Below are 24,218 nucleotides of genomic sequence, written 5' to 3'. Positions count from 1 at the left end.
TTGGGACTCCGAGAAGCCAGAGCAAAATGCCACGTCCCATGGATGCCTCCTGCGGCGATTGTGATCAACTACAATGCCTTGAAAGACTTTCCGTTCCGGCGCTCCTCGGCTATCTTGTTGCGATACAGCAGCCGGCATGGTGCGCCAGGATGCACTTCATGCCTGCTCCTGCGTATTCTGGATCGCGGCTCAGATATCCAGATTGGCGACCGACAGCGCGTTCTCCTGGATGAATTCGCGCCTTGGCTCGACCTCGTCGCCCATCAGCGTGAAGACAGGCTTTCCGCGTCAGTCACGTCATTGACCTTGACCTGTAAGAACGAGCGCACGAAGCGCTCTGCGATTTCACCGATGTTCATGGTCCGCCTCCATTTCTTGGCTGTTCTGTTCCTCACCACCGTGCGTACGGTTGATCGTCACCGTGCACGTAATCAGGTGTTCCAGTCCGGGCCGTCTTCGACGATGTGATGAAGCTCGGAAATCTCTTCAGAATAGTGCTCGATCGACAACCTCGACCCAAAGGCAGAGGAGCGAAAGGCGTTCCTGATACAGCATCGGCACCATGCCGTCGGCACACGAGCTTAGCGAGCGCGATGCGCCGCACGGACTGTTGCTTGCCATCGGCAACGAAAAGGAAGCCGCGCCCTGCTTGCCTGGGCTCGATCGACGGTCGGCGGCAAGTCATTCCCTGTCAGTCGCACCGGAGTCCGGTCGCCGATATCATTCTAACGGCGCTCACTGCCGTGGGCATAAGGCACCCCTTCAGGCTGGTTAGGCGGAGCTTACCAAAAAAGTGCTGTTCGAACGGAACACAGAAAGCGCAGGCAAGTTCGGTGCGCAGTGGAGGAGGTTGCGCCATGAACAGTGTCATTTATCTCATCGGCCTTGTCGTCATCGTGCTTGCGATCCTCTCCTTTCTCGGATTCCACTAGGAGACACCATGCAGGACCAGGACGATCAGGGCCGTCAGACGGCCGATTTCGAGACAGCCAGAAGCGAGCTTTCGGAAAGACTACAACGGGAAAAGCAGACCGCGACGGAAGCGCTCCACAATGCGCGTGACGAGATCACCAGGAAAGCCGGTGATTACGCATCGGAAGCAAAGCAAGCATTGTTCAACAAGGCGGAGGGAACGCAGCGCGACGTGAGCGCCAATCTCAAGGCCTTCAGCGGCGCATTGCGCGCGGCAAGCGAGCATCTTGCCAATAATGATCAACGGACCGCTTCGAAATTCGCCCTTGACGCCGCAGGCGGGCTCGAGCGGCTTTCCTCGTCCCTGAAGGATAAACCGTTCGACGAGGTGCTTGGCGAAATTCAGTCGTTCGGCCGTGAAAACTCGGGGGCGCTGATCGCCGGTTCGGTATTGGCAGGCCTGGCGCTGGGGCGGTTCATCAAGAGCTCGCCACCCTCTGCCCAAGCCGGAGCACCGGGCCGGTCGGGAACAGGCCGGGCGCCCGAGACGGGTCCTAGCTCGAATGAGTTCGGACGGCGATCGGCAGAGGCAGTGGAGCCGGCCCCGCTAGGATCCGATCCGTCCGGCGATGACTGGGCCAATGCAAGCCCGGAGCGAAACCCATGATCGACAATCAGGACACTCGCAGCCTGACAACCCTTGTCAGCGATCTGGCACAGCAGGTCACAACACTGCTTCAAACCGAAAGCAGGCTGTTGCGGGCTGAAATTTCGGAAAAAGCGAGCAAGGCCGGCGCTGGGGCAGTTGAGATCCTGGGCGGCGCCATTTGCCTGCTCGCCGCCCTGATTGTGCTCTTGCAGGCGCTGGTAATTGCTTTGGCGAGCGCCGGGCTCGGAGCCGGATGGTCCTCGCTGCTCGTCGGCGTCGTGGTGGCAGTACTGGGCGTCATACTCTTGCGCACCGGCACGGCAAGCATGGCTCCCTCGGAGCTGACGCCCGACCGCACGCAAGACCAACTCAAGCGCGACGCACGCGTGATCAAGGACCAGATAAGATGATCGACAAATCCGCAGCCGAACTCGAACGCGATGCCGACATTGCCCGAGCCAAGATAACGGACACCGCAGACTCGATCCGCAGCAAGATGACACCGGGTCAGCTGATCGACGAATTCACCGGAATGTTCACCGGTGAGGGGGCCGCCATGCTCAGCAACCTCAAGGCTCAGGTCAGGGACAATCCCCTGCCCCTTACATTGGTGGGCGCCGGCCTGGCGTGGCTGATGCTCGGCAAAGGCACTTCGCTAGACAGGTCAGCGCCAGGCGCGTATCGGAGCGGCAGGCCATCTGGGGGCTCCCGCAATTTCTCCGACGGGCAGAGCCTCGGCGAGGGCTGGCAGGAGTCGAGCAGCGAGTACTACGGTGCCGAAAGCGAAGCTGCCGGAGGCGGCTCCATGCTCTCAGATGCCGCTGATTCGGTGGCTTCGGTAGCAGGCGGTGCTACCGAAGCTGTTGCAGACCTTGCGAGCGGGGCTAGAGAAAAGTTGAGAAGCACGGGCGGACAAGTCGCCTTAGGCGTTAGTGATGCGGCTGCACAGGCGCGCGAGTCTGCGCTGGACTTGTTCCAGCGCGAACCTCTGGCAATGGCTGCTGTCGGCCTCGCCGTGGGCACCGCCATCGGTGTGATGCTGCCTCACACCGCCACGGAAGACGAGCAACTTGGCCGCTACAGCGACCAGCTCCGTGAGAGTGCCGAGGTCGTCCTCGAGAAGGGCATGGAGCAAGCCAAGCAGGTCGCCGCCGAAGCCTATGAGACCGTAAAGGAAGAGGCTGACCGCCAGGGCGCCAGCGGCGACGAGACGCTAGTCGACCGCGTCGGCGAAGTGGTAAAGAAGACGGCAAGCAAAACCGAGGAAGCTATTCGCGATCGTTTGTCGGAGACGGACGAGCCTCCCAAGACTTCGTCATAGCGCTGCCGCCGGTTTTGTGGTGCGCTGGCGAAGCTGTTCTTGAGGTCCACCGAACTAGCGTTTCAGGCTATTCCGTACCGTCCCCTGCTTCTTTGAAAATATTGGGCTTCTGGATTTATTTGTCTCGCACTGTCCGGCCCCGTCCCGTACTCATGTGGGCTCGTGACGGCAAGCGGCGTGAAATGGGCTTGGGCGCCTATCCCGTCGTCACACTTGCAAAGGCACGAGCGAAGGCCACCGAGTGCAGGTCTGCGGTTGAGGAAGGCCGCGATCCAATTGCAGAGAAAGCGAAGGAAGCAGAGCCGACTTTCGGGGACTGCGCTGACAAGTACATCGCCACCATCAAGTCCGAATGGCGGACAAGCGCGAATATCAGTGGAATCAGACGCTCACCAGTTTCTGCGAGAGCATCCGGCCGAAGCGGGTTTCGACAATCACAACCGAAGACGTTCTAGAAGTTCTTGCGCCCATCTGGCAGGCCAAAGCCGAGACGGCATCGAGGCTTCGCGGGCGTATCGAGCGCGTTCTAGAGTTCGCAAAGGTGAAGGGCTGGCGCTCGGGAGAGAACCCGGCGGCATGGCGCGGCAACTTGCGGAACCTCTTGCCGAAGCGCCAGCGGTTGCAGCGAGGCCATCAGCCGGCAATGCCGTATGCTGAAATCCCCGCGTTCACGGCTCGCTTGCGGAAGGCATAGGCGATGGCAGCTCGTGCGCTAGAGTTCACAATCCTGACTGTGGCCAGATCCGGCGAAACGTGGAAAGAAATCGATTTTAAGGGAAAGCTCTGGAATGTGCCGAAAGAGCGCATGAAGGCCGGCGCCCCGCATACCGTTCCGCTATCGATCGAGGCCCTGGCGATTCTGGAAGCCCTGCACGAGCAACGGCAGGAGGGACAGGAATTCATCTTCACCCGTGACGGTGAGAACCCTCTGTCAAATATGGCCATGATGATGCTGCTTCGGCGCATGAAGCAGACGGAAATCACAGTTCACGGTTTCCGCTCTGGTTTCCGGGATTGGTGCGGCGACGCCACAAGCTTCCCGCGCGAAGTTGCGGAGGCCGCCCTGGCTCACAAGGTCGGGGATGAAACCGAACGAGCCTACCGCCGGTCTGACGCGCCCAAAGGTAAGGCTCATGGCCTCTGCCGCCACGGGCGATTCACTTGCGAGGCGATCGAGCAGCGCAAAGAGATTGCCGCGTTGGTAGCCGAGGCGCGGCGAACAGCGGCCGCTGTGGTATGAATGGACCTAGTTCGCCAATCACACAGCGATGCCCGTGCCCCTAACCTTCAAGTCGCACGACCCAGAGCGGATGAAACTACAGCCGCTTCCGTTCCCGGCAGTTCGAACAGCATGGGCAGATGGCGACACTCGGCTTCGTCCACGATCAGCTCCTCGATAGTCGCGATGGAAAGATGGCTTTTGAGGCGCAGCCGGACAACCGCCGCGAGTTTGTGAACGGGGACCGGTATCGCCCCGGCGTGATGGGCTAGCAGACTATTGATCTCAGCAACTACCTTTGGATCGACGACGTGGGGCAATGGCAGCATGAGAGCACTCCTTTCGGAAGTAACTCTAAGCCGATCAGGGCGATGAGTCTGGCGGCGTACGTTTTTAACCAAATGCGCGGACATCATTGGACGTCAGATCACGCTCGTTAGCGGTTGCGTGCATTCGAGCGGCGGGCGCCGGCTGCATAGCCAATCGTGAAGCAAGATGAACCTTCCCCGCATTATTGTGTTTGTAGGGATGCCTCGCTTTTTCTTCGACTTCACCGATACCAGGCAAGTCTTCCGCGACGTCGAAGGCACAGATCTGCCCGATCTCGAAGCTGCAAAACAAGAGGCGGTGAGAGCCTTGGTCGAGATCACCACAGATAAGCTGCCGGATGGCCCCTATCGAGAGTTTGTGATGAAGGTACCCGACGAGAGTGACCAGACGTTCGCAGAGGCAGTGCTCAAGTTTGAGCTGCGGGAGCGCTAGCGGTCTTCAAATGGTTTCCGCCTGGGACAAGTTTGACATAGTAACTGGTCGATTGAATGAGCGCCTCGCCCGCGCAGACATCGAAGACCTTCGGCAGACCCTCGGCGAAACCCGCCGTGTAATCGCAGCAGCCCGTAAGCTGTTGGACCGGCTAGCCGTAGGCCACGGGGCCATCTCGTCAGAAAGCAGCTCCTCCCGCCCTACCTAGGCGCTGCTGATGCCCGCTATGCGGCTCAGTTCGAATTTGACCACGATCTGCACTACCTGGTTGCCTGCTTCATCGCGGACTTGAATGCTAGCCTCGCGGTAGGTGCCATCGGGCAGCTTTTCTCTTGCGTTCAAACAGCGTTTTTGCTGCCTCGTCCTCCGCAGATTCCAGGTTCGGAAGCTCTGAACCTTTAGGGTCTGGGAAGATCTCTCCATTGCTGGACAAGTCGAAGAAATAGCGCGGCATCAGTCCTAACTAGGATTGCCGGAAAATGTTCAAGGTCTCTTTTTTACATACAAAGAGCTAATTCACCATGTCCCGCAGGGGCTTCTTGCGCTTCGGTGGCCGGTATTTCTCCACCAGCCTGATCTTGTCGATGTCGATCGTCTCGAGTACAACAGCGCGACGTGGTTCAGCCGCGCATTGTGCTTTTGCCCACCGAAGGGCGCTCGACGTGGCGCGTGTCCAAGCCCGAAGGTAGTCAGCCCAACGTCAGTCCGGCATGGCGCGCCGCATCGCGCAGGAATGGCAGCCCGACTTCGATGACGTCGCGCGGATCTTCCGCCACCGGACGCCACACCGCCAGGCCGCCGGCAATGTCGACATCGACATGGTTCATGCTTTCGAGCGTGATCGCGCCCCGGTAGCCGATATCGGCGATCGCCTTCATGCAGGCCCGCCAGTTGAGCATGCCGCGCCCCGGCACACCGCGATTGGCCTCCGAGACATGGACATAGCCGAGGAAGGGTGCCGCCGCGGCGAAGCCGGCGGCAAAGCTCTCCTCCTCGATATGCATGTGGTAGGTGTCGAGGTGGATGAAGACGTTGCCGGCGCCGACCCGCTCGATAATCTTTGCCGCATCGATGCCGCGGTTGATTAGATGTGTCTCGTAGCGGTTACAAGGCTCGATGCCGAGCTTCAGCCCATGCGCCTTGGCAGCCTTCGCCGCGCGCCCGAGGAATCGGCACATGCCGTCGATTTCTGCCGTGGTCGGCGCACGGCCCGAGGTCTTGCCGATCGTGCCATAGGTGACGCCGCCGAGCGCCGCGCTGCCGACCGCTTCGCAAACCCGGAAGGCCGGCTCGAGGAAAGCCAGCGCCTCGTCCGGCCGCTCGACCACGTCGAGCGCGCGCGGCAGGCCGAGCGATGGGATGAGCTCGATACCCTGGCGTTCGGCGAAGGCGCATGTCTGCTTGGTGTCGATCTCCTCGGGTCGCAGCAGCGGGATCTCGAGCAGGCCGATGCCGAGTTCCTTCAGCCGCTCCATCTGCGGCTCGATCAGGTCAAGGTCCCAGACCGGAGCAATGGCGAAAGTGTGCAATCCAAAAACATTCATCGGTCAGCCTCGTTGTTCGTGCGCCGCGGCGGCACTGGTATCGCCGCCGCCGACGATGCGGCTGACGACTTCGTTCATGTTGGTCCTGGCTGTGACGAGATCGGCATCGGCCCGCCCGTGGCGCAGCACCACGATGCGGTCGGTGACCGAAAGCACGTCGTTCAGCCGGTGCGAGATCAGGATGACGGCGATGCCTTCGGACTTCAGCCGACGGATGAGATCGAGCACGCTCTGCACCTCGCGCACGGCGAGCGCCGCAGTCGGCTCGTCCATGATCACCAGCTTCGGATTGAAAGTCAGCGCCCGGGCGATCGCCACCGTCTGCTGCTGGCCGCCCGAGAACGAGCCGACCGAGCGGTTGATCGACGGCAAATGCGCCCCTAACCGCTCAATCATCTTTGCCGCCTGGCGGTCCATCTCGGTCTTGTCGACGAAGCCGGGAAACAGCCCGAACAGTTTTCTGGTCGGCTCGCGGCCCAGAAAGATGTTGGCCGCCACGTCCTGCTGCTTGGCCAGCGACAGATCCTGGTAGATCATCTCGATGCCGAGCTCGCGCCGCTGGCCGGGATCGAGTGGCAGGATGTCCTTGCCGTCGAGTTCGATCGATCCGGTATCGGCGCGGTAGATGCCTGTGATGGTCTTCATCAGCGTCGATTTGCCGGCCCCATTGTCGCCGACAAGGCCGACCACCTCGCCCGCTTCGACCGAGAGGTCGACGCCGTGCAGCACATCGACGGCGCCAAAACTCTTGCGGATGCCGTGGAGGGTGAGAAGGGTCATACGCGTGACTCCTTCCGCACCTGATACTGGTCGATGAACACCGCAAGGATCAGCACGGCGCCGATCGCCATTTGCTGGTAATAGGATTGGACGGCAAGCAGCGTCAGCCCATTCTGCAGCACGCCCATGATCAGCGCACCGATCATCGTGCCGAGGATCGAGGCGCGGCCGCCGAACAGATTGGTGCCGCCGATGATCGCCGCGGTGATCGCTGTCAACTCATAGTTGATGCCGGCGGTCGGGTCGCCGGCGTTGACGCGTGCCGTGAACAGCAGGCCGGCGAGACCGGCAAGCGCCCCGGACAGCGTGTAGATGATGCGGCGATGGTGTTCGATACGGATACCGGCGGCGCGCGCAGCGCCTTCGCTATCGCCGAGCGCCAGCGTGTGGCGGCCGAAGCGCGTGTATGCAAGCACGCAATGCGCGATGATAGCTGTGAGCACCAGCAGGATGACCGGCATTGGAATGCCAAACGGCCGGCCCTGACCAATATAGACGATCGCCGCAGGCAGTCCGTAGATCGCCCTGCCCTGCGAGATCACCAGCGCCAGACCGCGCGCCAGGCCAAGCATGCCGAGCGTGACGATGAAGGCCGGTACGAAGGCGCGAGTGACCAATTGCCCGTTGATATAACCCGCTAGCCCGCCGGCCACGATGCAAGCGGCGACCGCGAACACCGAAGGCCAGCCGAGGTTGACGGCAACGAATGCGCCCGCAACACCGGCAAGTCCCACGACCGAGCCGAGCGACAGATCAAGCCCGCCCGAGCCGATGACGAAGGTGGCGGCGATCGCCAGCACGCCGATCGTTGACGTCGCCAGCAGGATGTTGAGAAAATTGCTGAGCGACAGGAAATACGGCGACAGCACCGCCATCGCCGCGCTCAGCGCCAGCAGCACCACCAGCGACTCCAGTCTTATATGGAGCCGTTCGACGGACGCACGCTGCACCCGAGCCCAGAACCCAGGCTGTGCCATTTCAGAAGCCATTTGCCTCACCTTTGAAAAAGGTGGCTGGCGCAGGCTAAACCCGCGCCAGCCCAGTCCGGGAGGACTATTTCACGTATTCGAGCATCGGCTCCTTGCCGGCATCGAGCACATCCTTGGTCAGCACCAGGGTCGGCACGGCGATGCTGTCCTCGACCTTGTCGCCCGCCAGCGCCTTCTTGACGTTTTCGACCGCCTGCTTGCCGACGAGGTAAGGCAGCTGTGCCACCGAGGCGTTGAGCCGCCCGTCCTTGATCGACTTCACCGCATCCGAATTGCCGTCGACGCCGATGATGGTCACCTGCGGCCCCTTGCCGGCGGCATAGACGGATTCCACCGCGCCCAGCGCCATGCCGTCATTGGCGCAGAAGATGGCAACGAGGTCGGGATGCGCCGTCAGCGTATCAGTGGCGATCGAGGCCGCCTTGCCGCGGTCCCAGTCGCCCGGCAGCGACGCGACGATTTCCAACCCTGGTGCCAGCTCCTTGAGCTTGTCGGCAAAACCCTTGGCGCGCTTCTCGCCGGTGATGTTGCCCGAAAGGCCTTCGATCACCAGCACCGGGCCTTTGGCGTCCTTGCCTAGCTTGGAAACGAGATATTCGGCGCCTTGCGCGCCGGCCGCAACATTGTCGGAGCCGATATGGAAGGTGACTTTGATACCTTCCTTGTCGAGCACCGCCTGATCGAGATTGTTGTCGAGATCGACGATCTTGATGCCGGCATCCTGCGCGGTCTTCAGGCAAGGAAGCAGATTGGTCGAGTTGATGGCGGCGGTGATCATCGCCACCGGCTTGCGTTCGAGCATCGTGTTGCAGAGGTTGAGCTGCGGCTCGGCGGCCTGGTCGCTTTCGGCCGCCTGCTGGAAATATTTCACGCCAGCTTCCTTGGCACCGTCCTCGACGCGCTTTCCCATCGCACCCCAGAACGGGTTAGCCAGCGTCTTCATCAGCACGCCGTATTCACCATCCTCCGCCTTCGCCGCGCTGATGGCGGAGAGCACCATCGCAACGCACAGAGCCAAGGTAAATCGATTTATCTTCAGAACGAACGGTGTCATTTTTCATCCTCCGGTTGACGTCACGTGCCGCGAGCCAAGGCCAGGTGCAGCGCTACTGGTTTTCGACAATGGGGGTTATTGTCGGTCTCCTCCCCCGGAATGCGGGACGTTACCTGGCGAGCCAACGGATTCCCGCATCAAAACCTTGCAAGGCTCGAGCCGCGCGATCGGCGGCCCCTCCTCGCCTTCGATCCTGGCAAACAGCGCCTCCATGGCGTGGCTGGCGATCTGACGCATCGGCTGCACCACGGCGGCGATAGCCGGCCATGTCACCTGCATCCATTCGGCATCGTCGAAGCCGATCAGCGAAATGTCGTTGGGGCAGTGCCAGCCGCGGCGGCGAAATTCGGACAGCGCCACCAGCGTGCCCTTGAGGAACAGCGAATAGACCGCCGTCGGTCGTTCGCCTTTTGCAAAATAGTCGCGCAATTGCGCCCGCAGCGGTTCGACGTCGGTTTCCGCAAGCACGACGTCGATGCGGACATCCGGCGCCAGCGCCCGCGCGGCGGCGCGAAAGCCCTCGAGGCGGGCGCGCACGGTCGCCGCCTGTTCGCCAAGACCGACGACCAGAATGTGGCGGTGGCCCTTGCCGATCAGTTGGCCCGCGACCTCAGCGCTAGCGGAAGCACTGTCGGCCGACACGGTATCGAAGGCGTCATCGGACAGCACGCGGTCGATCAGCACGCCGGTCATGCCGTTGGCCTTCATGAATGCGGCAGCCGGGCCGTGCTCGTTGCGCACTGGCGCCAGCACCACGCCGGCCACCCGCCAGTCATGCATGCGGGCCAGGATCTCCGTTTCGCGCGCCTCGGATTCGCGGCTCGATGCCGCCACCAGCGTATAGCCGCGCTGCTCGGCGTGGCTCTCGAGCTGAGTGATCATCTGGCCGAAGAACTCGCTTTCGAACTCGGGCATGATAGCGCCGATGATGCGGCGCTTGGCCCGGCGCATGTCGGAGGCAAGCGGATCGACGCGGTAGCCCAGCAGCTCGATGGCGTCGATGACGCGCTGCGCATTCTCTAGCTTCACCGTGGTGACGCCGGCCATCACCTTGGAGACGGTGGCAGCGGACACGCCGGCATGGCTGGCTACGTCGTGGATCGACGGACGCCGCTGCTGGGCTTGTCGATGCGCCATTGTTCTCCTCCTGGGGCGGATAGACGCATTCTCGTCCGCTATCAAAATTAGTAAATCGATTTTTCACGATTGTAAATCGTTTAATCTTGAGTAAACATTCCCTTCAGGAAAGCGCGGACGCGGATCGCGTCGCCGGGAGGAACCATCATGTCCGATAGTACCTCGCCGCTGGTCATCAGCGCGCCCGAACCGCGCACGCTCGACCTGATTTTCACCCTCGATGCGCTGAAGAGGTTCCGGGCCAAGTACCGCATCGTGGAGACAACCGCTGATGAAGTCGCGGAACTGCCGGCGGATATGCTGGCCGGGGCCCGCTACATCATCGGCCAGCCGCCGATCTCGCCACGGACGCTGGAACAGATGAAGGCGCTGCGCTGCGTCTTCAATGTCGAGACCAATCTCGTCAACAACATGCCCTATGAGACGCTGTTTGCGCGCGGCATCCATGTCGTCACCACCGGCCTCGTCTTCGCCGAGCCGGTGGCCGAGCTGGGCCTTGCCATGGCACTCAATCTTGCCCGCGACATCGTCGACGCCGACCTCGCCTTCCGCCAGGGCAAGGAGTTGTGGGGCGGCGATGGCAACCAGACGGCGCGGCTGCTTTCGGGCGCCGATGTCGGCATCATCGGCTTCGGCGATCTCGGCCGCGCCCTGAACCGGCTGCTGACCGGTTTTCGCACCCGCACGAAAGTGTTCGATCCCTGGCTGCCGCCATCGATCCTGATCGACAGTGGCGTCGACCCGGCTTCGCTCGAGGAGGTGCTGACATCAAGTGATTTCGTCTTCGTCGTCGCCTCGGTGACCTCTGAGAACCAGGGCTTTCTCGGCGCGGACGCGTTCGCGAGGATGCGCAGGGGCGCCGCCTTCATCCTGCTCAGCCGCGCTGGCGTGGTCGACTTCCCCGCCCTGATGGCGGCGGTGAAAAGCGGCCACATCGTCGCCGCAAGCGACGTCTTCCCCGAGGAGCCGCTGGCGCGGGAACATCCCGTGCGTGCCCTGCCCGGCTTTCTTCGCTCGGCCCACCGCGCCGGCGCGCTCGACATCGCCTTCAAGCGCATGGGCGACATGGTGCTGGAGGACATGGACCTGATCGACCGCGGCCTGCCGCCGCTGCGCTCCAAGCGCGCCGAGCGCGAGACCGTGTCGAGAATGCGTTCCAAGCCTGTGACCACAAATTGAACTTAAGGCTGCCCTAGGAGATTGAGAGCTTGATCAGGTCGTGAAGGATGCCAGAGGCTCGGTCTTGCATCGGGCCAGGCGGCGGTCCTACCCGGTACGTCGCGGTGCTTTGAAGGCCTGCAGTGCTTTCGATGACGAATTGGGTGACAACGGCGGCAAGCGCGCCGACGCCAAAAAAGAGCAGCACCAGGAGCGGTCGCCGTGACCGCGCCCGCCAACCCTTGAGCCCTCACGATTAGGGTAGGTTACCGGCTATTCTGGAAAACGCCCCGCTACGCTCGGCTCAAATCGACCCAGCTAGCAGATCTGAAGGCCCCTGAACTAAGCCTTGAGCAACTTGTCGCGTAGAAGAGAATGGAGGAGGAAAAGTGGAACATGCGTGTGCCGAGAAGATGCTTAAGGTCTTCGCTGCGGTTCAGCATGGCCATTTTTGGCGGTTTCAGTAAGCTCCATAGCCAGGTTGAATCTTGCTGGTATCAATAGGCGTTTCCGCCCAGTCGTTGTTTCAGCGGTTAAATCCGGTGCACTCCGTTGCGTCGTTGATCATCAGCCAATAGAGAGGGAATAAATCAGACAAAAGGACCAATCAATGACCAACCAAGCCGATACCCGCGCTGCCGAACTTGCTGAGTTAACCGCCGGCATTGTCTCAGCATATGTCAGCAACAATTCGTTGCCGGTGTCTGGCTTGCCGGATGTGATAGCATCGGTTGTCCGGACTTGGCACGCCGATCGCGCCTGCCGCTGAACCGCAAACTCCCGCGGTCAACCCGAAGAGGTCGGTGACGCCGGACTTCATTATCTGCCTCGAAGACGGCAAGTTCAAATCCCTGAAGCGGCATCTTAGATCTAGACGTCCGCGCCTTAATGCGGCAAGACCGGTCGCATCTATGTTTGAGGGCATCGCGTTGAAACACCAAGAGCGCTAAGGGAGAACAAGCGGTGATTTTGGTGTGCGATCGCTATGATCGCTGCCCGGGTCGCCCGCAGTCAACTGTGCCGGCTATGGGAACGAGTTATGAGCGCCAAATCCGGCTATTTAGTTGCGCGCGAGGAACATGAAAGCCGCGATCAGCCTTCGGCAGTTCCGGCCTGTCTGGAGCGCCTATCAAATTGCTCTAGTCGACTGGAATCGCGTCAAATCACCAGTACATACATCGGCTATGTGAGGTCCGCCTCAAGCTTTTCATCCCCAAAAGAATTGCCTCCCAGGTGCGGCTCGATAACCGAAGCTTGGCGATCCTATTCCACATCCGAGATACCTCCTCAGAACATGATCGATAATAGTGTTGCAGGCGCGCCACCGCAATTGCTTACCGCGATCACCTCCGAGAGCGCTCCGAGGATTGTTCATCCCGACGACGTACGTGGCGAGGATCGACCCGCCTGCGCCAATCCGGACGAGCGTGTATCCGGCGCAATCCTGAACCGATCGTGAGCTGAAGCTGCTGGAGGGAGCCCTTCCAACTCGTCACTGACCCCACACCGATCCTGGCAGCGCGTTGAGCGGGATTTTCAGATAACGCAGGCCATTTTCCTCGACCTGAGGCAGCTCTCCTCCGCGAATATTGACCTGGAGGGCATGCAACATGAGCCTTGGCATCGGCAATGCCCTGTCTCGCGCCTCTCGAAGCCTGATGAACGCACTCCGAGATTGACCGGCAACGTGCTTGTTTTTCTCTTTCTGCTCCGCCACCGAACTCTCCCACAGAGCCTGGCGCCCTCCCGGCCTGTAGTCGTGACCGGTAAAGAGACGGGTCTCGCCGGGTAAGCTCAAAATGTCCTGGATGGACTGCCACAGATCAGCTGCGCTGCCGCCTGGAAAATCGGCGCGGGCGGAGCCGCTATCGGGCATGAAAAGCGTGTCGTGAATGAACGCCGCGTCGCCGATGACATACGTGATCGACGCCAATGTGTGCCCTGGCGAGTGCATGACGCGGGCTTCCAGCTCGCCCAATCTTGAAGATCTCGCCGTCGCCAAACAGCCGATCCCATTGTGAGCCGTCGCATGCGAGATCCGGCCAATTATAGATTTCCTGCCAGATCCGCTGCACTTGCTTCACGCGCTCGCCGATCGCTGTCGGCACGCCGGTTTTCGCCTTGAGATAGCGCGCGGCCGAAAAGTGATCCGCATGCGGATGGGTGTCCAGGATCCACTCGAGCTTCAAATTGCGGCTGTTGATGTAGTCGAGGATCGCGTCCGCATTTGTCGTTGCTGTCGAGCCGGACTTTTCGTCGAAATCGAGTACGGGGTCGATGATGGCGCATGTTCGTGAACTCGGGCATGCAACGACATATTGGATGCTGCCCGTCCGTGCATCATAGAACCCGGCGACTTCAGGCTGCTGCATGGGCAATGCCCTCGACTGCGGCTCGCGGGAAGAAGATCGCCCGGCCAGGATCGAGGTCGTAGTCATGCTCGAAGTCCGTTGCGTCGGACGCAATCTGCGCCACGGCATCGAGTATGAACTGCACCTTCTCGTCCGGCAGCAGAACGCTGAAATTCAGCCGGGTGAATCCCGGCTTTTTCATTTCGTCGCCGGAGAGAATGGCTTGCCTGATTTCCTCGGACTGTTCGTCGTCGATCGACAGCAGTCTGTGGACATACGGGCCGGCGCAGGCGCAGCCACCGCGCGCCTGGATCCCGAACCGGTCGCTTAGCATGCGCGTGATCAACTGCTGGTGGACGTAGCCGTCCTTTCCGTTTTTGACCCGGAAGGAAAAGATCGGAAGCCGCTCAGGATCCGATAGACCGAGGAGCTCCAGCCGCGGCAGGGCTTTCCATGCGCGAAAAGCACGACGCGCCAGCTCGCGATTGCGCGCTGTCATCGCGTCGAGTCCGATCGCATCTTTGACGATGAAGGCCAGCGCGGCTCGTATGTCGCCGATCACGTTCGGCGTGCCGGCTTCCTCGCGGGATTCCAGGCTGTCGCTGTAATCGTGTGTCTTCGGGGAGACAAACTTCACCGTCCCGCCACCTGGCCACGACGGCGTCTTCGTCGAAGGTCCGTCGCGTCGAACGATCAAGATGCCGGAGGCGCCGGGACCCCCGAGGAACTTGTGGGGCGAAACAACTATCGCGTCGATCTGGGCGTCAGGGGCGGGCGACATGGAAATCGGCAGGTAAGGACCCGCCCCGGCATAGTCCCAGATCATCTTTGCGCCAGCGGCCTTCACGATCGCGGTGATGGCCGCGACATCGCTGGTGATGCCCGTGACGTTCGAGGCCGCGGACATCGAGCATATCGTCAGATCTGACGACCCCCCGCCAACCGCGTCCTTGAGCTGAGACAGGTCCGGCCCGCCAGACGGATGCTCAGCGATTTCCACAATTTCTGCCCCGCTCTCGCGCCAGGGCAGAATGTTGGAATGATGCTCATAGGGACCGATAATGATCCGAGCGCGCTTGCCCGCTGCCACGGCTTCAGCGACGCCGAATAGCTTGACGAGGCGGTTGATCCCCGACGTAGCGCCGGAGCCGGTGAAGATCACAGCATGCCGTTCGGTGGCCCCGCAGAATTGACCGATCAGGGCGCGCGCTTCCCGACGCATGCGGGTCATGAAGCCTCCGCAATACGAGGCTTCCGTGTGGCTGTTGGCGTAGTACGGCAGGACCTCCTCAAGCACAAAGCGCTCGATCTGACGGAGTGCGCGGCCTGACGCGACATAGTCGGCGTACACCAGGTCCTTTTGCCCGTATGGACCCACGATTTTCGCCGTCGATCCCACAAGCCCATCCCGGAGGTCGGCGGTCACGTCAGCCTTTTTCTTCAGCCCCTGGCGGAACTTTGACAGAGGGGTCTCGGTCTGCCCTGTCGTTGGGCGAGCTGCTTGCACGGTCATTCTCCCCGGCTTGGATATTGACTCGGATTGTAGCCTGCTCCACGGTCGAAAAAATTCACCTATTTTCTGCAATTTCTTGCAAAGAGCGTGTCAGATGATCGAAGATCGGGCGAAAATCGATGCATTTGATATGAAGATTTTGACGGCCATGCAGATCAATGCAAGCCTTTCGCAGCGAGATTTGGCGGAGAGGGTCGGCCTGTCTCAGAATGCGTGCTGGCGGCGGATCCAGCGCCTGCAGTCGCTAGGTCTTATCCGGGGGTCGCACAGCAATATCGATCTGCGAGCGCTGGGGCTCGACCTGACGGTTTTCGTAATGGTCCGCACTCGCCACCATTCCAAGGAGTGGAGTGAGGCGTTCCGTACCCATGTCGAACGGCTACCGGAGGTGATCGATTTCTATCGGATCGGAGGGGACTGGGACTACCTGATCAAGGTCGTGACACAAGGCATGTCCGGCTACGATGCGTTCTACCAGAAACTGATCACGAACTTCGACCTGGCTACGGTGACAGGCTTCTTCTCCATGGAAGCGATCATCAACAATCGTCCAGTGGATCTGACCAATCTGCGATAATCCGGCGCGCAATTGGACGCGCCGCTGGCCGTCGAGCAAGCCTTCGGCCGCAGGCCCCGCCAAGGTGTCTATTACAAGCCCACAGATCTGGCTGCGAGCTGGCCCCGCACGTCGGCTGTTTGCAGGCTCTCAACAGAGCCTTGAGTTCCTCCGCCTTGATGCGCGGGTTCCGACGACGCTTCGCTCAGGTCCGTACCCTAAGGGCTTGCTCCAGCCTGTCGGCAATCTGGGTGACGATATAGGCAATCACCATGTAGATCACGACGGCAATCACGAAGGCTTCGAGGTAGTAGTAATTCAGCGCGGCGGTCAGCTGGGACTGGGCGAAGATATCGACAACCTCGATGGCGAATCCGAGAGAAAGCGCCTTCATGATGACCATCATCGAGGTTGTCAGGTCGGGAATTGCCGTGAGAGCCACCTGGGGAAACAGAATCCGTCGGAACAATTGGCCGTTCGTATAGCCAAGGGAATGGGCGGCGTCTGACTGACCGGTGTCAAAGGCGTTCAGGGCTCCTTTGATAATCTCCGATTGGAACGCAGCGATACAGCCTGTCACCGCAATAATAAGGATAACCGAGTTGGGTGTTTCGTGGGCGTTGAAGTTGATCCCGAGCAACGAGAGCAGGAACTGGAATGCCGGGGGCAGACCGAAATAGGCGAGGAAAATCACGATGACCATCGGAACGCCCTTGAAGACGATCTTGTAAGCCATGATGAGCTCTCGCAGCACCGGGACTCGTCTATATTCGACGAGTGCAAAAATGCTGCCGACTAGCGTCGACAAGACGAAGATTGTCAGCGCCATTCCAAGCGTTACAGGTACGGCGCCCAGAATTTCCTGGGTGTCCTGGAGCAAAATTTCGGTATCGAACATGGTTTAATACCCTTTAGGTCAGACGCTGGCGATGGCCGCGTTCTTGATCTGAGCTGTTGTCGTGGCCTCAGGCGCCTGCATCGGCGAGCGAAGCTCGAACAAGTGCACGATGAACCAGGCAATCAGGCACATCAGCGCATAGATGACGGCCAGGACGAGGTATGTTTCGAACTGGTACTGGTTATAGTCGCGCTCCATGATCAAGTGCGCGGTCGCCATCACGTCGGCCGCCCCAATGTACATGACCAGCGCAACGTTATGGATCAGGTAGATGATGGAATTTCCATAGCCGGGCAATGCGAAGTGCACCGCTTGCGGGCCCACGATGCGGGTGGTCTTCTGGCGAAAGGTATATCCTAGACTGTCTGCCGCATCATGCTGGCCGCGATCGACGGCCAGGTATGCGGGCCGAAGGACTTCCGACAGATAGCCGCCATGGTAAAAGCTCAGTCCGACCATCGCAGCGATCGTCGGCGAGAAGAAATCTGCGGAGCCGAACAGGGCCACCAAAAGGGGGAGCCCGTAGAATGCGACGAACAACTGGAGGACGACGGGAACGCTGCGGGCATAGGACACGTAGAGGTCGGTGAGGTGGCTGACCACTGGTATCCTGCGAATCCGCAATGTTGTCGCAACGAGCGCCAAGCAAAAGCCGACCAACATGGCGGTAAACGTGATAGCGAGCGTCAGCGGCAATGCCGAGAGCAACTCGGGAATCATAGCGGAAACATCCACTTTGAAACACTCCTTCTTGCAATTCAGCCTTGCCGCTGACGATATCTACTTAGATCACATCATTTCATATACTTGACGATGCCTTCGCCAAACCACTTCTGCGATAGCTTTTCGATCGTGCCGTCGTCTTTCAACTCCTTGAGTACCTTGTTCACGTCATCGACCAGAACCTTGTTTTCATCTGACCTGTGAATAAGCATATAGGTGTTGTTGCTGAAGACTGGTTCGGACGCCACGATGTCGAGCTTCTTTTCATCGATGACGGTCTGCTCACCAAGATTTGAAGGCAGGACCAGCGCGTCGAACTTGCCGTTCTGAACCTCATCCAAACGGTTTGGATACGGGATTCCGGCGCTCGACGCCGTCACGTCAAGCTTGTATTGCGGATTTTCTTTTTGCCAGTTCATGATGAACTTATAGGTGCCGCCGCCAGCCGTGGTCGGAACGATCCTCTTTCCGACCAGATCTTTCATTTCCTTGATGCCGCTGCCCTTTTTGCTGTAGATCTTCATCAGGCTGGCGCCCATGGGGTTTTCCGGAATGAAGAACTGCTTGGCGCGCTCGGGTGACTTGTAGTAACCACCGACCGCGATGTCGTACTTGCCTGTGGCCAGGCCGGTTTCCTGCGCGATGTCGGAGACTCCTTCCATTTCGAACTTGTATTGCGGCAGCTTTGCGTTGATCGCCCTCAGCAGATCGGGTTCATACCCTTGCGGCTCGACGCCGAGCGCGCCCCAAGCCAATGGCTTGGATTCGGCAGAGGTCGCGATCTTGATTGTCCGAACGGTCTGACCATAACTGATCCCTGCTGTCGCAAGGGCAATTGCGATGCCGCCGGCGACGGCCAGGACATAACGACGCGAAAAACTGGATTTGATTGCAGACATTTCTTGGGTTCCCTTCTTGTTGGATTATTGAAAAGCGAGTTCAGACTGCAGGAATTGAGCAAGTCGTGGGCTGGAAGGCGCATCGAAGATCTCAGCCGGACTGCCGTCGGCGGCAACCACGCCACGATCCATGAAGACGATCCGGTTCGAGATGTTCCTTGCGAATTGCATCTCGTGGGTCACAAGCAGCGAAGTGATGCCGGACGACGTGACGTCCTTGATCACCTTAAGAACCTCACCGACCAGTTCTGGATCAAGCGATGATGTCGGTTCGTCGAAGAGCATCACATCCGGCCGAACCGCCAGCGCTCGTGCGATTCCAGTCCGCTGGAGCTGGCCGCCTGACAATTGGGACGGATAGCTGTCCCGCTTGGCGGAGAGGCCAACTCGTTCAAGCTCCCTGAGCGCGATTTCACGGGCTTCGTCCGTGGATTTGCGCTGCACGACGACCAGCGGATCCATGACGTTCTGGAGGACGGTCATGTTCTTGAACACGTTGAATTGCTGAAAGACCATTGCTGTCCGCAGCCGGATCGCCTGGATGGCTGCCTTGTCGGCGCGCTGGTAATCCATCCGAATCTGGTCGAACGCGATGGTTCCAGATGCCGGCTTAACCAGGTAGTTGATGCATTTTAACAGGGTGGTCTTGCCGGTGCCGCTTGGGCCGATGATTGACACAACGTCACCTCGCTTTACCGAGAGATTGACGCCGTTCAGGACCTGCGTGCTTCCGTACGACAGTCTTATATCTTTGAGGTCGAGCATTGCTGGTTGGTGTCCTTCAGAGTGTGGGACGGAGTGCCTTGATCGCATGCGACATCATCACCCGCTCTCCGCATGGCCGAGAACGTGCATCAGCCGGTTTGCCCAGCCGAAGATCGATATGGCGTGGATCAGGTCGATGATCTCATGATCATCCATGCCGACTGATCGAAGCGCGGCGACATCGTCTGCTGTCGCTTCCGACAGTGCTGCCGACAGGCGGCGGGCAAAGCTGTAGATTGCCGCATCGCGTGGGCCGAGCGCTTCAGGTTTGTCGAGATACAGCGCGGTGACCACTTCGTCGCTCTTGGTCAGTTCTGCATGCCTGCGGGCGTGAACAACGGCACAGAATTTGCAGCCATTGACGATCGAGGCACCCAAGGCGCCAAGCTCGCGATCGGGACGGGCAAGCCCGCCTTCGACATACATGATGGCGTTGAACAGGATGGTGCGGGCAAGATAGCTCTCTGGGTCATGCGCTAGGGTGCGCACATATTCCGAAACTTTCTTGGCCGATGGGGTTACCTTCATAGCTTCAAGCTGTTCCGGCGTGGCCTCGGATAGCTCGACCGGCCCGATGTACGGATACCAATTCAATGGCTTCAGACGAACCGAGGAAATCATGTCGACCTCATCAGACGCAATCCGGCCGCCACCCGTGTCTGGAAGTTGACAAAGGCAATCAGTTCGGAGAGCGCGACGATCTGAGGATTGTTCAATCCGGCCTTCTCCAGGAGAGCGATATGGCTCGCTTCCGCCTTTTTCGGCGTCAGGGTGATCAGGTCAACATGACGGACGATGGTCGCCAGCGGTTCATTCAAATCTGTTTCGCCCTGGGCCAAGGCCAGAAGCTGCTCAGTCGGACCAAGCTGAGCCAGTTGCACATCATATTCGGCCACCAGGACCGGATCGGCGTTCAGGGCGGCCATGCGACGGGCAAGAGCAACACGCAGATTCGGCGCCAGCCCCTGATCGTTTGCCGGCTGCAGCACCGAGAGGCGACATTCTTCCGCCCCTCGCACGAATTCGGGCCGAAACCGCCTTGCGGCGAAAAGCGCATCGTCCGGTGAAAGACCGGCAGCCTTGTCCATCGCGTCGATCACAACGCGGCCTCCTTCTGCAGCAAGGGAGTTGAATCGACCCATTCGTCGCCCAGAAGTTCGGGCGTGTCGTAAGCGATCAGATTGGCGAAGTGGGTTTCGACATCCTCGGCAAACAGCGATGCGGCAATGCCGCGGACCAGACGGTCGGCCCCGGCGCTGACGGCCGGGATATCGCCGGAGACCTTGCCATGGGTCAGCATGGCGGCGTCGTTGAAGCAGTGGATATGCGCCAGCATCGGGCAGGAGCCGGGGACGCGTTCGCGAAACTCGAAGGCCGGACCGAGATCCGGCGCGTCCGACATGCCTGCACGAGCCGGCCCCATATCCGGCCTATATCGGCCATCCGACCAGGTGCGGATATGTGGGGCGATCGCCGCAAATTCCGGGCGGCCGCTGAAGTCGTTTGAAAAGCCGGTCGCCGCGATCAGGAAGTCGCAGCGCAACGGTCCCTGCGTGGTTTCCACCAGCAGGGTCCCTGCCTCCTCCTTCACCGCAACTATGCCGCAGTCGAGGAGGAACCGAGCATTGGGGTGGCGAGACACGCGGAGTGTCGATGAACGCGGCGGCGGTGTCTGGGTCGAGGCGGTATAATCGAAGAATTTCCACTTCCAGGCATCGGGCAAGTGATGCATGCCGAGTACAACACCCGGGCTGCCAATCCCGGTCAGCTTGTTGATGCGCGGCATTTCCTTGCGCCGGATCAACATGTCAACAGAGCCGGCGCCCGCCTCGAGTGCCGTTGCGGCATTATCCATGGAAGAGGCGCCAGCACCGATCACCGCCACGCGCTTGCCTTTCAGCGTGTCGAAATCGATGTCGTCGGCGGAATGGGCCCAATAGGCCCGATCAATGCCGCTGAGGAAATCGGGCACGGCAAAACCGCCCAACCCGGACCGACCAGTGGCCAGAACGAGACGACGGGTGAGAACCCGGCCGGTTTCCGCGCCTTCGATATCGATCGCAATCAGATCTCCAACGGGTGCCAGTCCGGTCATGCGCACGCTGTTGCGCACCGGCAGGCCAAGAACCTTGCGGTACCAGACGAGGTAGTCCATCCACTGGCCCTTGGGGATTTTGTCCAGCGACCGCCAGGCCTCAACGCCCCATTGCGCCGTGAACCAGGCGCGGAACGTCAATTGCGGCAGGCCGAGCGACGGACCGTGCAGGGTTTTTGGCGACCGAAGCGTTTGCATGCGGGCAAACGTCACCCATGGTCCTTCGAGCCCGGCCGGAGCCGCATCATAGGCCACGACATTGGTTATCCCGGTCAGCACCAGCTTTGCCGTGGCAGCAAGTCCGCACATGCCGGCGCCGATCACCACGACGTCACGGACCGGCACGCCATCGTGCGAACGCGCGGGAACCCATGGCTTGGCGGGCAGTTCGAGAAACTCGAGATCCTGTGCAAGCTGTGCTTCGAGCGCAGCAAGACCTGTCGGCGTTGGCGCGGCGGGGGTATGCTTCATATTCCTGTTCCGTGATTTGTGCCGGATGCAGGATCGCTCACCAATTGGCCAGCGAGGGTCGGATCTAGTTTCTTAAAGCCGACGATCGACCGTTCAGCCACCGCTTCGACCGCATCCATCAACGCCTGCGCGACTGGACGAAGGGGGCGTTTCTCGGCAGCCACAACGCCCCAATAAAAGAGAACGGTTGCGTCGATCGGCCGGATGACGACATCGGGCAGGGCGACGCCATAAGCGGTGAGGGGATCGATGACGGCCGCCGCGCCAGTCTGACGCACGATCTGTAACGCGCCATATGCAGTATTCGTCCGGATCACTGGCCCTGTGTCGATGCCCCTGGCCGCCAGGGCCTTTGAGACATGCAACTGGAAACGTAGGGGGTTGAGCAGTGTGGCGACGTGGCGACCGGCAAAAGCGGAAAGCGGTATGACGTCAAGTTCAGCCAGCGGATCGTCCTCCCGCACGGCAGCAACGTCAGGCGCTGAATAAAGCCGCAGGACATCCAGACCAGGCGTATCGAGCGGCAAGCTTGAAAACCCGATCTCGGCACGTCCGCTCCGCACCTCCTGGGCGACGATCGAGGGGAGAAACTGCCCGAGATGCGTCTCGTGTGGAAGCTCGACACCTTTGAGTTCGGCCATGGCCGTCGGGATCAAGCCAGTTCCGATCGCCGAGGTCGTAACAATCTGCAGAATCCGACCTCGGCCGGCGGCAATCATCTTGGCCCGCGCCGCTAGTTCGGTGAAGGACATCAGCAAGCGCCGCGCCTCCTCCTCGAAGGCCACACCCTCCTCGGACAACTGCACCCGCCGACCGACACGGTGCAGCAATTCGAAGCCGAGCTCTGCCTCGAGATCCTGAATGGTGCGTGTCACTGCAGGTTGGGAACGACCGAGCATGTCAGCCGCCTTGGTAATGCTGCCGCTGGCAGCAACCGCAAGGAAGCTCTGAAGGTCGCGGGTTTCCATGTTCTCTCTACATGCGCAATCCGTATGATTGACATCGTCTCATTCATTTTTGATATATGTCAAGCGGAAACGAATATTCGCTGAGGCATGTTGCAATCGCGGGCTCAGGCCGGAATCCCATCGCCAGAAGCCGACGATGGCAGATGCGGCTCCGATTTGTGGAACCTCCTAGTGAGAAATGGAGGCTGCAATGCCCGCAACAGGAGGGAATTTATGCGCGTAAGCATTCTTGGCGCCGGAGCGATTGCTTACGGCCTTGCCGCCTATTTGGCGGAAGCGGGACATGACCCTATGCTTTGGTCGCCTTCCGGAGAACGCACCAAGGCGCTGGCCGCCGGTGGATTGCTGAAGGCTACCGGAGCTATCAAGGCAACGATTAAGGTGCGCATCGCCAAGGATTGCGAAGACGCCATTGCCGATGCCGACGTCGTCATAATCGCGTTGCCGGCTTACGGGCACAAGATGGTGATGGACGCTGCCACTCCTTATCTAAGGGACGGAACGCCGGTTATCATCAGCTCGCACAGTTCCTTTGGGGCACTGTATCTCTCCAAGCGGCTTGCGGACCGGAAGGTTAGCCTGCCGATCGTCGTCTGGGGTACCACGCTCGTGACCGGGCAACAGCGCGGGCCAGCCGAAATCGATGTTGCAACCGTTCGCCAGAAACTGGATGTCGCGACGCTGCCTTTCAGTGCTCAGGACCAAGGGTTCGAGCTTTGCACGAGCTTGTTCGGCGATCGTTTCGTCAAGCGCGACGGCATGCTTGCTATCGCGCTCAGCAACCTCAATCCGCAGAACCATCTCGGGATCGCTCTTCTTAATCTCACACGCATGGAGAAGGGAGAACAGTGGAGCCAGGCCGGAAACGTCACCCCGGCTGTCGGCCGCTTTATCGAGGCTCTGGACGCGGAACGATTGGCGATCGCCGCCCGTTTTGGAATTGCCGTGCGCACAGTTGAAGAGCATTTTTCATTGTCGTTTCACGTCCCCATGGGCACCGTTTCGGAAATGAACCAGGAGATGGATCGCCAAGGCCGCGGCGGCTTCGGCCCGTCAACCATCGAAAGTCGCTATATTCTCGAGGACGTTCCGTTCGGGCTGCTGCCGACCGTTTTATTGGGGAAGATCAGCGGAAATTCAGCGATTCTCCATGAATCTGGAATTGCCATATTCTCGGCGGCTTACGGTCGCGATCTTAAGGGAGATAATGATATTCTTCCCGCGCTGGGCTTCGAGGGAATGGCAAAAGCGGACCTCGAAAACCTTTGCCGTAAGGGATTTTAAAAAGTTTTCACAGTGGACTGGGACATAGGCCAAGTGCCCGAAAAACCACCGGGGCTGGTTGCCGGCGAGCACGACATGCAGGTTCCTCGGCGAGCGCCGGGAGATGTCTCCAGGAACTCAGCACGAGATCGAATGGTCCCGCCCGGCGGTGTGAGTGGGTCTGTAGCAGG

Annotated in this window: 27 protein-coding genes and 2 pseudogenes; 12 read left to right on the top strand and 17 right to left on the bottom strand. The window is 60.1% G+C overall.

Features of this window, described 5'->3' with window-relative positions:
* The 7 genes from NKJ55_RS24210 to NKJ55_RS24180 all read left to right on the top strand — a co-directional run.
* A partial coding sequence (locus tag NKJ55_RS24210; protein ID WP_352452078.1) for a hypothetical protein occupies positions 1-468 on the top strand: 468 nt, incomplete at its 5' end.
* A 325-nt stretch (positions 469-793) separates the two neighbouring features.
* Positions 794-1,579 carry a hypothetical protein gene (locus NKJ55_RS24205; protein WP_352452068.1) on the top strand — a complete coding sequence of 262 codons (786 nt, stop codon included), beginning with the start codon at positions 794-796 and terminating at the stop codon, positions 1,577-1,579.
* Complete coding sequence (locus tag NKJ55_RS24200; RefSeq protein ID WP_352452067.1) at positions 1,576-1,971, top strand: phage holin family protein; 396 nt, start codon at positions 1,576-1,578, stop codon at positions 1,969-1,971. The genes NKJ55_RS24205 and NKJ55_RS24200 overlap by 4 nt, the downstream gene beginning before the upstream one ends.
* The gene (locus NKJ55_RS24195; protein WP_352452066.1) at positions 1,968-2,882 is read left to right on the top strand and encodes a hypothetical protein; all 915 of its coding nucleotides are present in this window, start codon (positions 1,968-1,970) and stop codon (positions 2,880-2,882) included. The genes NKJ55_RS24200 and NKJ55_RS24195 overlap by 4 nt, the downstream gene beginning before the upstream one ends.
* A 152-nt stretch (positions 2,883-3,034) precedes the next feature.
* Complete coding sequence (locus NKJ55_RS24190) at positions 3,035-3,337, top strand: Arm DNA-binding domain-containing protein (RefSeq protein ID WP_352452065.1); 303 nt, start codon at positions 3,035-3,037, stop codon at positions 3,335-3,337.
* The gene (locus tag NKJ55_RS24185; RefSeq protein WP_352452077.1) at positions 3,235-3,576 is read left to right on the top strand and encodes a phage integrase central domain-containing protein; all 342 of its coding nucleotides are present in this window, start codon (positions 3,235-3,237) and stop codon (positions 3,574-3,576) included. The genes NKJ55_RS24190 and NKJ55_RS24185 overlap by 103 nt, the downstream gene beginning before the upstream one ends.
* Before the next feature lie 3 nt (positions 3,577-3,579).
* A complete protein-coding gene (locus tag NKJ55_RS24180) occupies positions 3,580-4,122 on the top strand; it encodes a tyrosine-type recombinase/integrase (RefSeq protein WP_352452064.1) in 543 nt (180 codons plus the stop codon).
* A gap of 47 nt (positions 4,123-4,169) precedes the next feature.
* Here the strand turns inward: NKJ55_RS24180 and NKJ55_RS24175 are convergent, their stop codons facing one another.
* Positions 4,170-4,430 carry a hypothetical protein gene (locus NKJ55_RS24175; RefSeq protein WP_352452063.1) on the bottom strand — a complete coding sequence of 87 codons (261 nt, stop codon included), beginning with the start codon at positions 4,428-4,430 and terminating at the stop codon, positions 4,170-4,172.
* Between the two features lie 166 nt (positions 4,431-4,596).
* On the opposite strand from NKJ55_RS24175, the gene NKJ55_RS24170 reads away from it, so the two are divergent.
* Positions 4,597-4,863 (top strand): DUF6894 family protein, encoded by a 267-nt coding sequence (locus NKJ55_RS24170; RefSeq protein ID WP_352452062.1) that lies wholly within the window; start codon positions 4,597-4,599, stop codon positions 4,861-4,863.
* 295 nt (positions 4,864-5,158) lie between these two features.
* On the opposite strand, the gene NKJ55_RS35665 is transcribed toward NKJ55_RS24170, so the two are convergent.
* The 6 genes from NKJ55_RS35665 to NKJ55_RS24145 form a co-directional block, all read right to left on the bottom strand.
* Positions 5,159-5,317 (bottom strand): DUF6894 family protein, encoded by a 159-nt coding sequence (locus NKJ55_RS35665; protein ID WP_502894924.1) that lies wholly within the window; start codon positions 5,315-5,317, stop codon positions 5,159-5,161.
* Between the two features lie 235 nt (positions 5,318-5,552).
* Positions 5,553-6,407: a sugar phosphate isomerase/epimerase family protein gene (locus tag NKJ55_RS24165; RefSeq protein ID WP_352452061.1), complete on the bottom strand. Its 855-nt coding sequence runs from the start codon at positions 6,405-6,407 to the stop codon at positions 5,553-5,555.
* Between the two features lie 3 nt (positions 6,408-6,410).
* Positions 6,411-7,187: an ATP-binding cassette domain-containing protein gene (locus NKJ55_RS24160; RefSeq protein WP_352452060.1), complete on the bottom strand. Its 777-nt coding sequence runs from the start codon at positions 7,185-7,187 to the stop codon at positions 6,411-6,413.
* Positions 7,184-8,176 carry an ABC transporter permease gene (locus NKJ55_RS24155; RefSeq protein ID WP_352452059.1) on the bottom strand — a complete coding sequence of 331 codons (993 nt, stop codon included), beginning with the start codon at positions 8,174-8,176 and terminating at the stop codon, positions 7,184-7,186. Before NKJ55_RS24155 ends, NKJ55_RS24160 begins: the two co-directional genes overlap by 4 nt.
* Positions 8,177-8,240: 64 nt before the next feature.
* Positions 8,241-9,230, bottom strand: a complete 990-nt coding sequence (locus NKJ55_RS24150; RefSeq protein ID WP_352452058.1) for a sugar ABC transporter substrate-binding protein — start codon at positions 9,228-9,230, stop codon at positions 8,241-8,243.
* Positions 9,231-9,305: 75 nt separating this feature from the next.
* Positions 9,306-10,367, bottom strand: a complete 1,062-nt coding sequence (locus tag NKJ55_RS24145) for a LacI family DNA-binding transcriptional regulator (protein WP_352452057.1) — start codon at positions 10,365-10,367, stop codon at positions 9,306-9,308.
* A 147-nt stretch (positions 10,368-10,514) separates the two neighbouring features.
* Here NKJ55_RS24145 and NKJ55_RS24140 point away from each other — a divergent pair, with 147 nt between their 5' ends.
* Positions 10,515-11,546: a hydroxyacid dehydrogenase gene (locus NKJ55_RS24140; RefSeq protein WP_352452056.1), complete on the top strand. Its 1,032-nt coding sequence runs from the start codon at positions 10,515-10,517 to the stop codon at positions 11,544-11,546.
* 589 nt (positions 11,547-12,135) lie between these two features.
* Positions 12,136-12,391, top strand: a pseudogene (locus NKJ55_RS24135) (Ros/MucR family transcriptional regulator); the annotation flags it as partial.
* A gap of 626 nt (positions 12,392-13,017) precedes the next feature.
* Here the strand turns inward: NKJ55_RS24135 and NKJ55_RS24130 are convergent.
* A pseudogene (locus tag NKJ55_RS24130) lies at positions 13,018-13,897 on the bottom strand (MBL fold metallo-hydrolase).
* Positions 13,884-15,389, bottom strand: coding sequence for an aminotransferase class V-fold PLP-dependent enzyme (locus NKJ55_RS24125; protein ID WP_352452055.1), 1,506 nt, complete (start codon positions 15,387-15,389; stop codon positions 13,884-13,886). The pseudogene NKJ55_RS24130 and the gene NKJ55_RS24125 overlap by 14 nt, the downstream one beginning before the upstream one ends.
* Before the next feature lie 94 nt (positions 15,390-15,483).
* Between NKJ55_RS24125 and NKJ55_RS24120 the strand changes: the two genes are divergently transcribed.
* Positions 15,484-15,966, top strand: coding sequence for an Lrp/AsnC family transcriptional regulator (locus NKJ55_RS24120; RefSeq protein WP_352452054.1), 483 nt, complete (start codon positions 15,484-15,486; stop codon positions 15,964-15,966).
* Positions 15,967-16,150: 184 nt separating this feature from the next.
* Here the strand turns inward: NKJ55_RS24120 and NKJ55_RS24115 are convergent, their stop codons facing one another.
* Genes NKJ55_RS24115 through NKJ55_RS24080 form a run of 8 tightly spaced genes read right to left on the bottom strand, consistent with a single transcriptional unit; the run spans position 16,151 to position 22,764 of the window.
* Positions 16,151-16,843, bottom strand: coding sequence for an amino acid ABC transporter permease (locus tag NKJ55_RS24115; protein ID WP_352452053.1), 693 nt, complete (start codon positions 16,841-16,843; stop codon positions 16,151-16,153).
* Between the two features lie 18 nt (positions 16,844-16,861).
* On the bottom strand, positions 16,862-17,578 hold the full coding sequence (locus tag NKJ55_RS24110) for an amino acid ABC transporter permease (RefSeq protein WP_352452052.1): 717 nt from the start codon (positions 17,576-17,578) through the stop codon (positions 16,862-16,864).
* Positions 17,579-17,637: 59 nt separating this feature from the next.
* On the bottom strand, positions 17,638-18,465 hold the full coding sequence (locus NKJ55_RS24105) for a transporter substrate-binding domain-containing protein (protein WP_352452051.1): 828 nt from the start codon (positions 18,463-18,465) through the stop codon (positions 17,638-17,640).
* A 24-nt stretch (positions 18,466-18,489) separates the two neighbouring features.
* Entirely contained in the window at positions 18,490-19,230 is a 741-nt protein-coding gene (locus NKJ55_RS24100) for an amino acid ABC transporter ATP-binding protein (RefSeq protein ID WP_352452050.1), read from the bottom strand.
* 57 nt (positions 19,231-19,287) lie between these two features.
* Positions 19,288-19,851, bottom strand: a complete 564-nt coding sequence (locus NKJ55_RS24095; protein ID WP_352452049.1) for a peroxidase-related enzyme — start codon at positions 19,849-19,851, stop codon at positions 19,288-19,290.
* Entirely contained in the window at positions 19,848-20,330 is a 483-nt protein-coding gene (locus tag NKJ55_RS24090; RefSeq protein WP_352452048.1) for a CMD domain-containing protein, read from the bottom strand. The genes NKJ55_RS24095 and NKJ55_RS24090 overlap by 4 nt, the downstream gene beginning before the upstream one ends.
* Positions 20,327-21,796: an NAD(P)-binding domain-containing protein gene (locus NKJ55_RS24085; protein WP_352452047.1), complete on the bottom strand. Its 1,470-nt coding sequence runs from the start codon at positions 21,794-21,796 to the stop codon at positions 20,327-20,329. The genes NKJ55_RS24090 and NKJ55_RS24085 overlap by 4 nt, the downstream gene beginning before the upstream one ends.
* Positions 21,793-22,764, bottom strand: coding sequence for a LysR family transcriptional regulator (locus NKJ55_RS24080; RefSeq protein WP_352452046.1), 972 nt, complete (start codon positions 22,762-22,764; stop codon positions 21,793-21,795). The genes NKJ55_RS24085 and NKJ55_RS24080 overlap by 4 nt, the downstream gene beginning before the upstream one ends.
* Before the next feature lie 213 nt (positions 22,765-22,977).
* Between NKJ55_RS24080 and NKJ55_RS24075 the strand changes: the two genes are divergently transcribed.
* A complete protein-coding gene (locus NKJ55_RS24075; RefSeq protein WP_352452045.1) occupies positions 22,978-24,048 on the top strand; it encodes an NAD/NADP octopine/nopaline dehydrogenase family protein in 1,071 nt (356 codons plus the stop codon).
* Positions 24,049-24,218 lie beyond the last annotated feature (170 nt).

The organism is Mesorhizobium sp. M0106, assembly GCF_040322715.1.
Taxonomy (GTDB): Bacteria; Pseudomonadota; Alphaproteobacteria; order Rhizobiales; family Rhizobiaceae; genus Mesorhizobium.
This window is presented reverse-complemented; position numbering and strand designations above follow the sequence as displayed.